This is a genomic window from Pseudomonas abyssi, assembly GCF_002307495.1.
In the GTDB taxonomy this organism is placed as follows: Bacteria; Pseudomonadota; Gammaproteobacteria; order Pseudomonadales; family Pseudomonadaceae; genus Halopseudomonas; species Halopseudomonas abyssi.
Map to the genome: position 1 here is coordinate 151,390 of NZ_NTMR01000002.1, position 13,357 is coordinate 164,746.

At 61.5% G+C, this 13,357-nt stretch carries 12 protein-coding genes; 1 reads left to right on the plus strand and 11 read right to left on the minus strand.

Annotation, left to right across the window (positions count from 1 at the left end):
* Nucleotides 1-2 precede the first annotated feature (2 nt).
* Nucleotides 3-1,346: a 23S rRNA (uracil(1939)-C(5))-methyltransferase RlmD gene (gene rlmD / locus CNQ84_RS00925; protein WP_096003046.1), complete on the minus strand. Its 1,344-nt coding sequence runs from the start codon at nt 1,344-1,346 to the stop codon at nt 3-5.
* Entirely contained in the window at nt 1,343-2,245 is a 903-nt protein-coding gene (cysM, locus tag CNQ84_RS00930; RefSeq protein ID WP_096003047.1) for a cysteine synthase CysM, read from the minus strand. The genes rlmD and cysM overlap by 4 nt, the downstream gene beginning before the upstream one ends.
* Before the next feature lie 164 nt (nt 2,246-2,409).
* Between cysM and CNQ84_RS00935 the strand changes: the two genes are divergently transcribed.
* Entirely contained in the window at nt 2,410-5,184 is a 2,775-nt protein-coding gene (locus CNQ84_RS00935) for a response regulator (protein ID WP_096003048.1), read from the plus strand.
* Here the strand turns inward: CNQ84_RS00935 and acpS are convergent.
* The 9 genes from acpS to CNQ84_RS00980 all read right to left on the minus strand — a co-directional run bounded on the left by acpS (nt 5,173) and on the right by CNQ84_RS00980 (nt 13,334).
* Nucleotides 5,173-5,553: a holo-ACP synthase gene (gene acpS / locus CNQ84_RS00940; RefSeq protein ID WP_096003049.1), complete on the minus strand. Its 381-nt coding sequence runs from the start codon at nt 5,551-5,553 to the stop codon at nt 5,173-5,175. The genes CNQ84_RS00935 and acpS overlap by 12 nt on opposite strands.
* Nucleotides 5,550-6,290, minus strand: coding sequence for a pyridoxine 5'-phosphate synthase (gene pdxJ / locus CNQ84_RS00945; RefSeq protein ID WP_096003050.1), 741 nt, complete (start codon nt 6,288-6,290; stop codon nt 5,550-5,552). Before pdxJ ends, acpS begins: the two co-directional genes overlap by 4 nt.
* Nucleotides 6,291-6,339: 49 nt before the next feature.
* On the minus strand, nt 6,340-7,047 hold the full coding sequence (recO, locus tag CNQ84_RS00950) for a DNA repair protein RecO (RefSeq protein ID WP_096003051.1): 708 nt from the start codon (nt 7,045-7,047) through the stop codon (nt 6,340-6,342).
* Nucleotides 7,048-7,052: 5 nt separating this feature from the next.
* A complete protein-coding gene (gene era / locus CNQ84_RS00955; RefSeq protein WP_096003052.1) occupies nt 7,053-7,955 on the minus strand; it encodes a GTPase Era in 903 nt (300 codons plus the stop codon).
* On the minus strand, nt 7,948-8,637 hold the full coding sequence (rnc, locus tag CNQ84_RS00960; RefSeq protein ID WP_096003053.1) for a ribonuclease III: 690 nt from the start codon (nt 8,635-8,637) through the stop codon (nt 7,948-7,950). Before rnc ends, era begins: the two co-directional genes overlap by 8 nt.
* The gene (locus CNQ84_RS00965) at nt 8,634-9,011 is read right to left on the minus strand and encodes a DUF4845 domain-containing protein (protein ID WP_096003054.1); all 378 of its coding nucleotides are present in this window, start codon (nt 9,009-9,011) and stop codon (nt 8,634-8,636) included. The genes rnc and CNQ84_RS00965 overlap by 4 nt, the downstream gene beginning before the upstream one ends.
* A gap of 46 nt (nt 9,012-9,057) precedes the next feature.
* Nucleotides 9,058-9,936, minus strand: coding sequence for a signal peptidase I (gene lepB / locus CNQ84_RS00970; protein WP_096003339.1), 879 nt, complete (start codon nt 9,934-9,936; stop codon nt 9,058-9,060).
* 21 nt (nt 9,937-9,957) lie between these two features.
* The gene (gene lepA, locus CNQ84_RS00975; protein WP_096003340.1) at nt 9,958-11,757 is read right to left on the minus strand and encodes a translation elongation factor 4; all 1,800 of its coding nucleotides are present in this window, start codon (nt 11,755-11,757) and stop codon (nt 9,958-9,960) included.
* A gap of 158 nt (nt 11,758-11,915) precedes the next feature.
* Complete coding sequence (locus CNQ84_RS00980) at nt 11,916-13,334, minus strand: DegQ family serine endoprotease (protein WP_096003055.1); 1,419 nt, start codon at nt 13,332-13,334, stop codon at nt 11,916-11,918.
* Nucleotides 13,335-13,357 lie beyond the last annotated feature (23 nt).

Sequence of the window (13,357 nt, forward strand, 5' to 3'; positions counted from 1 at the left end):
ATCTATTGCCTCCGGAACAGTGCCATGGCCTCGACATGGGCGGTCTGGGGGAACATGTCCATGATGCCCGCCCGAACCAGGGTGTAGCCCTTGCCTGCCAGAATGCCTGCATCGCGCGCCAGCGTGGCCGGATTGCAGGAAATGTAAAGTATACGCTCGACCGCCAGGGCGGCCAGATCAACTACCATCTGCTCGGCGCCGTCACGCGGCGGATCAAGCAACGCTGCAGTGTACTGCGGTGACCCCGGCGGCACTTCAAGGGGCTTCGACAAGTCGGCAGCGAAAAAGTGCACCTCATCAAGGCCGTTTTTCCGGGCATTGTCTGCCGCCCGGCCCACCATTTCCACACTACCTTCGATACCCGTCACCTTAGCCCCGGCACGCGCCAACGCCAGAGCAAAGTTGCCGACACCGCAAAACAGATCCAGCACCGCCTCACCAGGTTCCGGCGCCAACCAGTCCAGCGCCTGATTGACCATCGCCTGGTTGATCTGCGGATTGACCTGGGTAAAGTCCCCGGGCGCAAACCCCAGCATCAACTGCTGGTCGACCAGGCGATAGGCCGGTTCAAGCGCACCACTCACGGGCACAGCGCCCGACTCGTCACCCTGCAGCCACAAGCCCAGCCCATGCTCAACAGCAAAGGCCAGCAGGCATTCGCGATCTGCCTCGCCCAAGGGACGCAGGTGGCGCAGTACCAGCGCCGGGTGTTCGGCCCCAATCAATTCGACGTGCCCCAGCGCATCGGCGCCGTTCAAACTGCGCAACAGCGCCGGCAGACGGATCAGCACGCGCTCCAGCTCAGGCACCAGGACGGGGCATTGCTCGACATTGACCAGCTCACTGCTGGCACGTTGACGAAAGCCGACAGCCAGCTGCCGGCACCCGCGATCCCAGCGCAGCGCAACCCGCGTACGCTGGCGGTAGCCATAGGCAGGCCCTTCCAGCGCCGGCGCCCACTCCTGTGGTTCAACCTGAGCGAAGTGCTGCAATTGCTGCGCCAAGGCCTGCTGTTTGATCTCCAGCTGCTGTTCGCGCGCCATATGCTGCAGGCTGCAACCACCGCACAAATCGGCGTGTACACAGCGCAGCGGCTGGCGCCGTTCACTGGCTTGCTGCAGGCCTTCCAGCCGCGTCTCGATCAGCTTGCTGCGCGCCCGCAATACCCGCGCCTGTACCTGCTCGCAGGGCAGCCCGCCCTCGACAAACACCGTGCGCCCGCGCCAACGGCCAATGCCTCGGCCGTCGTGGGTCAGGCGCTCGAGTTGCAGTTCGATGCGCTGGCCGATCGCCGCCGGGGCATCCGCTGCCGGCGCCGCGCGCGGACGTCCACGCCCGCGCTTCATGCCGGGCCGTCGTAAACGCCGGTGGACAGATAACGGTCGCCGCGATCACAGATGATGGCAACAATGACCGCGTTTTCCACCTCGGCACTCAGACGCAGCGCCGCAGCCACCGCGCCACCGGAAGACACGCCGCAGAAGATGCCTTCTTCGCGGGCCAGCCGGCGCATGGTGACCTCGGCTTCCTGTTGCCCCATATCGATCACCAGATCAACCCGGGTTTCATCAAAGATGGTGGGCAGGTACTCCTTGGGCCAACGGCGGATACCGGGAATCGCCGCCCCTTCGATCGGTTGCAGACCGACAATCTGGATAGCCGGATTCTGTTCCTTGAGGTAACGGGAGGTGCCCATAATGGTGCCGGTGGTGCCCATCGAGCTGACGAAGTGCGTCACCGTCCCCTGGGTATCACGCCAGATCTCGGGGCCGGTGCCATGATAATGCGCCTCGGGATTGTCCTGATTGCCGAACTGGTCCAGCACCTTGCCCTGGCCCTCGGCCTGCATGCGCAAAGCCAGGTCTCGCGCGCCTTCCATACCCTGGGCCTGGGTCACTTCAATCAGCTGCGCGCCATAGGCGGTCATCGCCGCCTTGCGCTCGGCGCTCATGTTGTCCGGCATGATCAGCACCATGCGGTAGCCTTTGATAGCCGCCGCCATGGCCAGCGCGATACCGGTATTGCCGGAGGTCGCCTCGATCAGTGTATCGCCGGGCTGGATATCGCCACGGGCCTCGGCCCGCTCGATCATCGACAGCGCCGGGCGGTCCTTCACCGATCCGGCCGGGTTATTGCCTTCCAGCTTGACCAGAATGGTGTTGCTGGTCTGGCCCGGCAGGCGCTGCAGCCTGACTAGCGGGGTGTTGCCGATGCAATCGGCGATGGTGGGATAATGCTGCGTCATGGAGTCACCGTAGCGGCCTTGACCGTCGCCAGGAGGGTCGGCAAGGCTGTGCTTTTTGCTCAAGCCGCCTATGATACCGACAACAACCTAATTTGGCCCACCCAAGTGCGTATTTCGCGCCGCCCCTGAATGCGCGGCTGACGAGGAAACGGGAACACATCTCCATGAACGACATTGGCATCAAGGCCCGACTCCTGCTGATGACCCTGATCCCGGCCGGGATACTGGCCGCCGCAGTGGGCGTCTACTTCAGCTGGCAACACCTGGGTGATCTGCAAAAGCAATTGCTCGAGCGCGGGCAGCTCACCGCCGAGCACCTGCAACGCCCCGCTACCGAGGCCCTGCTGGCCGGGCAACCACAGCGCATGCGCACCACCCTGGCCAACACTCTCAATTACCAGGACGTGCGCGCGGTCACCTTGTATGACGCCGACAATCAACCCCTGGAGCACAGCGGCCCGCAGATGCTCGCTGCCAATCGCGCGCTGCCGGAAAGCCCGCTGGCCGCCGGCACCGGCCTGCAAGTGCGCACCGGCGAGCGCAGCACCCGCTTTATCCTGCCGCTGCAGGCGAGCCCCGAGCTACTCAGCGCGGCCGAGCGCAGTGACCTGGAAGCCGATGCCCTGATCGGCTGGCTGGAAGTGGAGCTTAGCCACGGCAACACCCAGCTGCGCAGCTACCAGACACTGCTGACCACGCTGGTCCTGATTCTGCTCGGCTTGCTGATCACCGGCCTGATGGTCAGTACCATGGGGCGCCATATCATCGACCCGATTGTCGAGATCAACCAGGCCATTGCCCGCATCAGCAAGGGCCAGCTGGACGTGCGCCTGCCCCGTCAGGGTGCCCGCGAGCTGGACGACCTGGCGGAGGGCGTCAACACCATGACCCAGGCGCTGCAAAGCGCCCAGGGCGAGCTGCAGCAAAACGTCGAGCAAGCTACTGAAGACCTGCGCCAGACGCTGGAGACCATTGAGGTACAGAACATCGAGCTGGACATGGCGCGCAAGGCAGCCCAGGAGGCCAGCCGCATCAAGTCCGAGTTTCTGGCCAACATGAGTCATGAGCTGCGCACGCCGCTCAACGGCATCCTCGGCTTCAGCAACCTGCTGCAGCGCACCGAAATGACCCCGCGCCAGATCGAATACCTGGACACCATCAGCAAGTCGGCCAAAAGCCTGCAAGACATCATCAACGAGATACTCGACTTTTCGAAGATCGAGGCCGGCAAGCTGGTATTGGACAATCTGCCGTTCAACCTGCGCGATCTGGTCGAGGAAACCCTGACCATGCTGGCACCGGCGGCGCATCAGAAACAGGTGGAACTGGTCAGCCTGATCTACCGCGACGTGCCACTCGGGCTGAGTGGCGATGCGCTGCGCCTCAAGCAGGTGTTATCCAACCTGCTGAGCAATGCCATCAAATTCACCCACGACGGCTCGGTGTGCCTGCGGGTCATGCTGGAGGAGGACAACGACAGCAGCGCGGTGCTGCGCATCAGCGTAACGGACACCGGCGTAGGCCTGACCGAGGCGCAGCAAAAGTCCCTGTTCCGAGCCTTCAGCCAGGTCGACAACTCTCCAACCCGCCAGGCCGGCGGCACTGGCCTTGGCCTGGTCATCACCAAACGCCTGGTCGAGCAGATGCATGGTGAGATTCACTTGCACAGCACCCCCGGCTCCGGCTCCGAGTTCTGGTTTACCGCCAGCCTGAACAAGTCCAGCCAAGCCGACGACGACCTGCCCAACCGCCCGTTCGAAGGCTTGTACGCCGGCGTATTTGAACCTAACCCGCTGAGCCGCCAGGCCTTGCTGCACGAGCTGGAAGACCTGGGCCTGCAAACCCGTATCTTCAGCACCCTGAGCAGCCTCGACGAAGCCGTGCTCGAGGGCGGACCCAGCGCGCCCCAACTCGCCCTGGTCAGCAGCGAAAGCCCAGAGCATCGCCTGACCGACAGCCTGCAGTACGTGCAGCGCTGGGCTGGGCATGGCTGCGCCAGCATCCTGCTGGTCAACGCGGTCGCGCAGCCGCCGCAGCTGGATCAGTTGCCCGAAGGCCGTTGCGCGGTGCTCTCGCGCCCACTGTGCATGCGCAAACTGTTCCGTGCCACCGGCCAACTGCTGCAACCCAGGCCCAGCGCCCTGCCCGACCTGCCAGCCGCCGACGCGGAACAGGAACGGCGCGCCAACCCGGACAGCGTCACCATTCTCTGTGTCGACGACAATCCCGCCAACCTCAAGCTGGTTGAAACCTTTCTACAGGAAATGGGCACCCGGGTTCGCGCGGTCGACAGCGGTGAAGCGGCCCTGGAGGTACTGGCCGAGCAACGCTTCGATCTGATTTTCATGGATGTCCAGATGCCCGGCATGGACGGGCGACAGACAACCGAAGAGATTCGTCTGCAGGAGGAGCTGAGCGAGCAGCCGGCCACCCCCATTGTTGCGCTCACCGCCCACGCCCTGGCCGAGGAGCGGCGCAAGTTGCTCAAGTGCGGCATGAACGACTACCTGAGCAAACCCATCAGTCCTGAACAGCTGCGCGAGAGTATCCGCAAGTGGACCGGACAGGATCTCGGTACAGAGCCTGTCGCGGCGCCGACCAGCACCCCGCCCAGCAACCCGGTGCTCGACCATGAAGAAGGCTTGCGTCTGGCCGCCGGTAAAGCCGACTTGGCCCAGGACATGCTGGATATGCTGCTGCAGAACCTGCCCAACGATCGGCAGGCGATTGAAGAAAGCCTGAAAGCGGGGGACCAGCAAAGACTGTTGGAAAGTGTGCACCGGCTGCATGGCGCCACGCGCTATTGCGGCGTACCTGAATTGCGGCGGCGCTGCCTGCAGGCAGAAACCCGGCTCAAACAGAATGCCCCGGCGGATACAGAGATTCAGCAGCTGTTTGCCGCCATGGAGCGGCTGCAGGAGAGCCTCTCAGTCCAGTGACCAGACGGCGAACGCGAGCGCCTGCTCGCGCTCGTCGCTCAATGACAACAACATGCGTCCACCACCACCTGCGGCCAGCTTGTCGGCGGCCACACCGCTGAGCACGACCTGCGGGGCGCCCAGCTCGTCACGATCAATCTGCATATGCTGCCATGACAGGCCGCCAGCCAACCCGGTGCCAAGCGCCTTGAGAATCGCCTCCTTGGCGGCAAAGCGCTTGGCCAGATAACGGGCAGGCTGGCCGTGGGCGGCAAAAAGCTCAAACTCGTCAGCGGTCAGAATCCGCCTGGCAAAGCGCTCACCCTGGCGCGTCAGCACCGCTTCAATCCGGCTGACCAGCACCAGGTCGGTGCCGATACCTCGAATCATTGGCGCGCCGATTCCAAAATCAGCTGGCGCATGTCACGCACCGCGCCAGCCAGACCGGAAAACAGGGCACGCGCAATGATCGCGTGGCCGATGTTCAGCTCGTTGATGCCGGGGATAGCGGCAATATCCTGCACGTTGTGGTAGTGCAGACCATGCCCGGCATTCACCACCAAACCCAGCTTGCGCGCATAATTGACCGACTCGCGGATGCGCGACAGCGCCTTCTGCTGCTCAGCGCCCTCGGTGTCGGCATAGTGCCCGGTGTGCAGCTCAATGACCGGCGCTCCAAGACGCTTGGCGGCCTCGATCTGGCGTGGATCCGGGTCGATAAACAGCGACACTTCGCACCCTGCGGCAGCCAGGCGCTCAATGGCCGAGTGCACCCGCGCCTCGTTACCGCAAACGTCCAGGCCGCCTTCGGTGGTCAGCTCCTCGCGGCGCTCCGGCACCAGGCACACATGCGCCGGGCGGATCTCTTCGGCAAAGGCGACCATCTCGTCGGTCACCGCCATTTCAAAGTTCATGCGAGTCTGCAGTACCTGAGACAGCAGACGCACATCGCGCTCCTGAATATGGCGGCGATCTTCGCGCAGGTGCACGGTAATGCCATCGGCACCGGCCTGCTCGGCTTCAATGGCGGACTGCACCGGATCGGGATAACGCGTGCCGCGCGCCTGGCGCAAGGTCGCCACGTGGTCGATATTGACACCCAACAGCACCCGGTCTGACTGACTCATGCACGATTCTCCCATTGGTAGCGACGGCGCCCTGGCGCCGTAAAAAGATTCAGGATTGGCCGGCGCTTCGCGCCGCCGCAAACAGCTGCCGACTGACCAGCGGCTTGCCCCCCAGATGCACCGCCAGGGCCTGACGCATCAGGCGTTTAGCAGTCGGCAGCGCGTCGGGCTGCTGCCAATCGGCGCTCGCCATAGCCAGCAGCCCCGCCCCAGGCAAGGCACCATTATTGCCCGCCGGTACAGAGTACAGCCCCTGCTCGGCACTCCAGGCGTAGCAGCCGTGAGCCAGCAACGGCTGCTGCCAAGCGTCCTCTGTCAAGCTGAAACCGTACCCCAGCAACTGCAGCAGCTGCCATTCAAAGCTGCGCAAGATCGGCTCGACGCTGTCGAGTGGCGCAGCCAATTGCTCCAGCGCGTGTTGGTAGGCGGCAAACAGCAACGTCTGCGCATCACCCGGCGACAGCAGACGCACCAGCAATTCGTTAAGGTAGAGACCACTGAACAGCGCATCGCCCTGCAACCGGGCGTGCCCCCCGGCCACCTCGGCCTGCTGCAGGGTCTTCAGCTCGCCCCGCCCGTACCAGCTTGCCAACAGCGGTACAAAGGGCTGCGGGCGCGTGCCTCGGCCCTTGCCGCGTGCACCGCGCCAGACCACCCGCTGCAGCCCGTCACGCAGGCTGAGCAGGTCTACCAGGGCACTGGTGTCACGGTAAGGCCGACTGTGCAACACATAGGCGGGCTGCAGCGGTTCAGACATCGGCGTCAGTCGTCGAAGCGATAGCCCAGCGAGCCCAGCGCGCGCTCATCATCAGACCAGCCGCGACGCACCTTGACCCACAGGTTGAGCATGATCTTGCTGCCGAACAGCTTCTGCATGTCCAGCCGGGCTTCCTGGCCGATCTTCTTCAGTCGCTCGCCACCATCGCCAATGATGATTTTTTTCTGACCATCGCGCTCAACCAGGATCAGCGCATGAATATGCAGAATGCGCCCTTCCTGCTTGAACTGCTCGATCTCGACCGCGACCTGATAGGGAATCTCGGCGCCCAGCTGACGCATGACCTTTTCGCGCACCAGCTCGGCAGCCAAAAAGCGCGAGCTTTTGTCGGTCAGCTGGTCTTCCGGATAAAAGTGCTCGCTTTCCGGCAGACGCTCGGCAATCAGCGACTCCAGGCGATCGATATTGCGCCCCTGCAGCGCGGACACCGGAACGACCTCGGCCTCAGGCAACTGCTTGGTCAGCCATTCCAGATGCGGCAACAGCTCGTTCTTGTCTTCCATCCGATCAAGCTTGTTAACCACGATCAGTACCGGGCAGGTCAGATACTGGATGCGCTCCAGTACCATCTGATCCTCGTCGGTCCAGCGCAGACGATCGACCACAAACAGCACAACGTCGACATCGCGCAGTGCCTGGCTGGCACTCTTGTTCATGAAGCGATTGAGCGCTTTCTCGTTTTCCTTGTGCAGGCCGGGTGTATCGACGTAGATCGCTTGCACCTCGCCCTCAGTCTTGATGCCGAGCAGCGTGTGACGAGTTGTCTGCGGCTTGCGCGAGGTAATAGCCAGCTTCTGGCCGAGAATATGGTTCAGCAAGGTCGACTTGCCGACATTCGGGCGGCCAACGATCGCAACGTAGCCGCAACGGGAAATAGCATCAGTCATCGGCTCGCTCCACGCCCAGGGCAACCAGCGCATGCTGCGCTGCCTGCTGTTCCGCCAGACGACGACTGCTGCCGACGCCGTAGGTCGGCTCGGCCAGCAGGGCAATCTGACAATTTACCTTGAAAGTACGACAATGTGCCTCGCCACTACTCTCGATCACTTCATAGCGCGGCAGGTCGGCCTGACGCGACTGCAGAAACTCCTGCAGCCGGGTTTTCGGGTCCTTGTTGTTGTCGACCAGCGTCAGGTCGGCAATGTGGCCGGTAAGCCAATGCAGGATGCGCTCGCGCACCACCTCCAGCCCGCTGTCCAGGTAGATGGCGCCGATGATCGCTTCCGTGGCGTCAGCCAGAATCGACTCACGGCGAAAGCCGCCACTCTTCAACTCGCCGGACCCCAGGCGCAGGTATTCACCCAGCTCAAACCCCTTGGCAAGCTCGGCCAATGTCACGCCCTTGACCAGGCGGGCACGCAGGCGCGACAGCTGCCCTTCGCGGGCTTGGGGAAAGTGTTGGAAAAGCATTTCGGCGGCGACGAAATTGAGAATCGAGTCACCCAGAAACTCCAGGCGCTCATTGTTGCGCCCACCCAGACTGCGGTGGGTCAAGGCCAGCAGCAACAGCTCCTGATCCTTGAAGGTATAGCCAATCTTACGTTCGAGTCGGTCTAGCTTATTGCTCACTTGAGAGGTCTGACAATAAAGGTTTCGTCAAAGTGCACCAGCAGGTCCACCGTGTTGAGGAGTGGCGCGCGCACTTCGTACTTGAGCACCACAGTGTAGGCATTCTGGCCACTCTGGGTCGTGGTGACGGCATCCTTGGCCTTGATGTCACGGATACCATTGAGTCGCATGCCCTTCTCAATGTACATGTTCAGGTCACGCAGTGAACCGACCTTCACGTTCGGGTCTTCATTGACCGTGGTGATGATGTTGCGCAGCGAGTAGTGGTCCATGTAGATGGGTACCAGTTTCATTGCAATGACCATGCCAAATACCAGCAGGGCGATAACCGCAAGCCAGCCGAAGAAGGAAGCCCCTTTTTGGGAGTGGCGCATAATAACCTCGTAGTCCGTTGTTGATGTTATGTACTGCCTGCCACCCTCAGTGAATCAGGGCGACGCTCGAGAAGCTTGGCAAATTGCTCAGCTTCGGCTCCGGCCAGTGCATCCACACTGCGAAGGCCTTGCCTACAATATAGTTGTCCGGAACCATTCCCCACAACTCTTGCGGCATCTCGGCTGAATGCCAGAAACGGCTGTCGTTCGAGTTATCGCGATTGTCTCCCATCATGAAGTAGTAGCCCTGCGGCACCACCCACTCTTTCGGCTTGGGTGTCTGCGACAATTGCTTCTGCCTGATCAGATGCGTCACCTCACCCAACTGCTCGCGATAGATTGCCGCGTTAGCCAGGGTTTGCAGGGGGTGACCGGCGGGCACTTCATCGTCGGGTACAATCTCGACCAGTTCATGCTCGACCTTCTGGCCGTTCACATACAGCTGCTTTCCAGCATAGCGGATGTGGTCGCCGGGCAAGCCGACAACGCGCTTGATGTAGTTGATCGAGGGGTTGTTCGGGTAGCGAAAGACCATGACGTCGCCGCGCTGCGGGTCACCGATCGGGATCACCTTGGTGTCGATCACCGGCAGGCGAATACCGTATGCAAACTTGTTGACCAGAATGAAATCACCCACCTCCAGGGTGGGCTTCATGGAACCGGACGGAATCTGAAAGGGCTCGACCAGAAAGGAGCGCAGCACCAGCACAACGGCCAATACCGGAAAGAACGACTTGCCGTACTCGACCAGCAAAGGCTCCTTCTCGAGCCGCTCGATGGTCTGCGGGTCCGCCACGTCAACCTGGGCTTCGTAGCTGGCAACAGCCTTGCGACGACGCGGCGCCAGCACCACGCGGTCCAGCAACGCCAGAAAACCGCTGACTGCAACAGCAATCACCAGCACCAGCGGAAAGTTGAGATGCATCATCGTCCGAGCTTACCGTCCCTAATTGTCGACCTTGAGCACCGCGAGGAATGCATCCTGCGGTATTTCTACGCTACCCACCTGCTTCATGCGCTTCTTACCAGCCTTCTGCTTCTCAAGCAGCTTTTTCTTCCGGCTGGCGTCGCCACCATAACACTTGGCCAGTACGTTCTTGCGCAGCGCCTTCACCGTAGAGCGCGCCACAATCTGCCCGCCAATGGCGGCCTGAATAGCGACATCGAACATCTGCCGGGGAATCAGGTCCTTCATCTTCTCGACCAGCTGACGTCCCTTGTACGCGGCATTGTCACGGTGCACGATCAGTGCCAGCGCGTCGACCTTCTCGCCGTTGATCAGGATATCCAGGCGCACCAGCTTGGCAGCCTGGAAGCGATCGAAACTGTAATCCAGCGAAGCATAACCGCGGCTGACCGACTTTAACCGGTCGAAGAAGTCGAGTACCACCTCGTTCATCGGCAGATCATAGGTAACCTGAACCTGAGTGCCGAGAAAAACCATGTCATGCTGAACGCCGCGCTTTTCGATGCAGAGCGTAATAACGCTACCCAGATGGTCCTGCGGCACCAGAATGTTGGCACGAACAATCGGCTCGCGCATCTCTTCAATGACCGAAGGGTCGGGCAGCAGCGAGGGGTTGTCGACGTAGATGGCGTCGCCGCCCTTCTTGACCACCTCAAACACGACCGTGGGCGCGGTGGTGATCAGATCCAGGTCGTATTCGCGCTCCAGTCGCTCCTGGATGATCTCCATGTGCAGCATACCGAGGAAGCCGATGCGGAAACCGAAGCCCAGTGCCTCTGAGCTCTCCGGCTCAAATTGCAGCGCCGCATCGTTGAGAGTCAGCTTCTGCAGTGCCTCGCGGAAATCCTCAAAGTCATCGGAGCTGACCGGAAACAGGCCGGCATACACCTGCGGCTTGACCTTCTGGAAGCCAGGCAGCGGCGCTACGTCCGGGGTAGCGGACAAGGTCAGGGTGTCGCCCACCGGCGCACCGTGAATATCCTTGATACCCGCAATGATAAAGCCCACCTCGCCCGCCTTCAGATCGGCGGTCTCGGTGTGCTTGGGGCTGAATACGCCCACGCTGTCGACTTGATGGAACTTGCCGGTCGATTTGACCAGCACCTTGTCGCCCTTCTTGATGCGGCCATGCTTGACGCGCACCAGCGATACCACACCGAGATAGTTGTCAAACCAGGAATCGATGATCAGAGCCTGCAGCGGCGCTTCGATTTCGCCTTCAGGCGCGGGAATGGTCTTGATCAGCGCCTCCAGCACGTCCTCAACACCAATACCGCTCTTGGCCGAACAGGCGACTGCGTCAGTTGCATCGATACCGATGACGCTCTCGATCTCGCCCTTGACCCGCTCGGGCTCAGCCTGCGGCAGATCGATCTTGTTGAGAACCGGCATGACCTCCAGGCCCTGTTCGATCGCTGTGTAGCAGTTGGCTACCGATTGCGCCTCGACACCCTGAGCGGCATCCACCACCAGCAGTGCGCCTTCGCAGGCGGCCAGCGAGCGGCTGACTTCGTAGTGAAAGTCGACGTGGCCGGGCGTGTCGATAAAGTTGAGCTGATAGGTTTTGCCATCTTTGGCGGTGTAATACAGCGTGACGCTGTGCGCCTTGATGGTAATACCGCGCTCACGCTCAAGATCCATCGAATCCAGCACCTGAGCTTCCATCTCACGTTCGCTCAGGGCACCACACAGCTGAATAAAGCGGTCAGCCAGTGTCGACTTGCCGTGGTCGATATGGGCGATGATGGAAAAGTTGCGAATCAGGCTCAGGTCACTCACGGCGCGGATCATCCAGACAGGGTTGCCAGACATGGCGATGACGGGGAAGAGTCCCCAAAACAGCCGGCGAGTTTACCTGATTAGCGGCGATGTCGCTATCGCCGCCGGGGCCGGTCATCGGGAGCGTGCTACCACCGATAACCGACCCACAGAGCGGATCACTCCGCCAGACGGAAGGTAATATAGCTGGCGCGACCCTGGCGAATCACGCGCATCGAGATGGAACGATTGTCCGGCAGCTCGCCAGCAATCTGGGTGAAAGTCTCAACCGAATCCACCGACTGGTTATCCAGGTTGGTGATGATGTCGCCCGGACGCAGACCCACCATGGCGCCCGGCCCGCGCATGACTTCGCGCACCACTACACCGGAGTGAATATCCAGGTTCTTCTTTTGCTCGTCACTGAGCTCGACGACCGTCACACCCAGGCGGTTAGAGGACGTCGCCTGGGCCGGGGCATCGCTGGCCAGCGCCGCCACGTTGTCGTCATCCGGCAGTGCACCCACTTCCATGCGCAAGGTCTTGCGCTCCTTGTCACGCATGACCACCAGCGATGCCTCCGCGCCCGGACGGACACGGCCAACCGCGTGAGGCAGATCGGAAGAGCGCACCACCTCGTGACCGTTGAACTCCAGAATCACATCACCCACCTTCAGGCCGCCCTTGTCTGCCGGGCCACCCGGCATGATCTGGGCAACCAGCGCCCCGGCGGGCTTGGGTAGATCAAAAGACTCAGCCAGATCCTTGTTGACCTCCTGAATCACCACACCCAGCCAGCCACGCTGTACGCTGCCGCTGTCCTTGATTTGCTCGACCACATCCATCGCCACATCCATAGGAATGGCAAACGACAGGCCCATAAACCCACCCGAGCGGGTAAAGATCTGCGAGTTGATACCAACAACCTCGCCATCCAGGTTGAACAGCGGACCACCGGAGTTACCCGGATTGATCGCCACGTCGGTCTGAATGAACGGCACGTAGTTCTCGTTTGGCAGGCTGCGCCCCTTGGCACTGACGATACCCGCTGTTACCGAATAGTCGAAACCGAAGGGCGAGCCAATCGCCAATACCCACTCCCCCGGCTTGAGATCAGCCGACTTGCCGATCTTCACTACCGGCAGGTCATCGCCGGCATCGATCTTCAGCAGCGCCAGATCAGAGCGCGGATCAGCCCCAACCAGCTCTGCCTGGAGTTCGCGTCGGTCAGACAGGCGGACAAAGATTTCGTCGGCATCGGCAACCACATGATTGTTGGTCAACACATAGCCGTCATGGGAGATAATAAAGCCGGAACCGAGGGATTGCGGCGCCTCGCGCTCACGCTGCGAAGGGCCTTGCGGAAAACTGCGCTCGAAAAACTCGCGAAACAGTGGCGGCATACTGTCGAGGTCAGGCATACCCTGCACTACATTCTGGCTGGCCGCCTTCTGGCGCGTACTGATGTTAACGATGGCCGGCGAGGCTTCCTCGACCAGCTCGGTGAAGTCCGGCAAGTCGGTCGCCAGTGCCAGCGACTGCCACCCCATCACCAGAATACTTGTGGCCACCAGGGCCCAACGTCTCAACGACATCATACGCCGCACTCTCCTCACTTTTT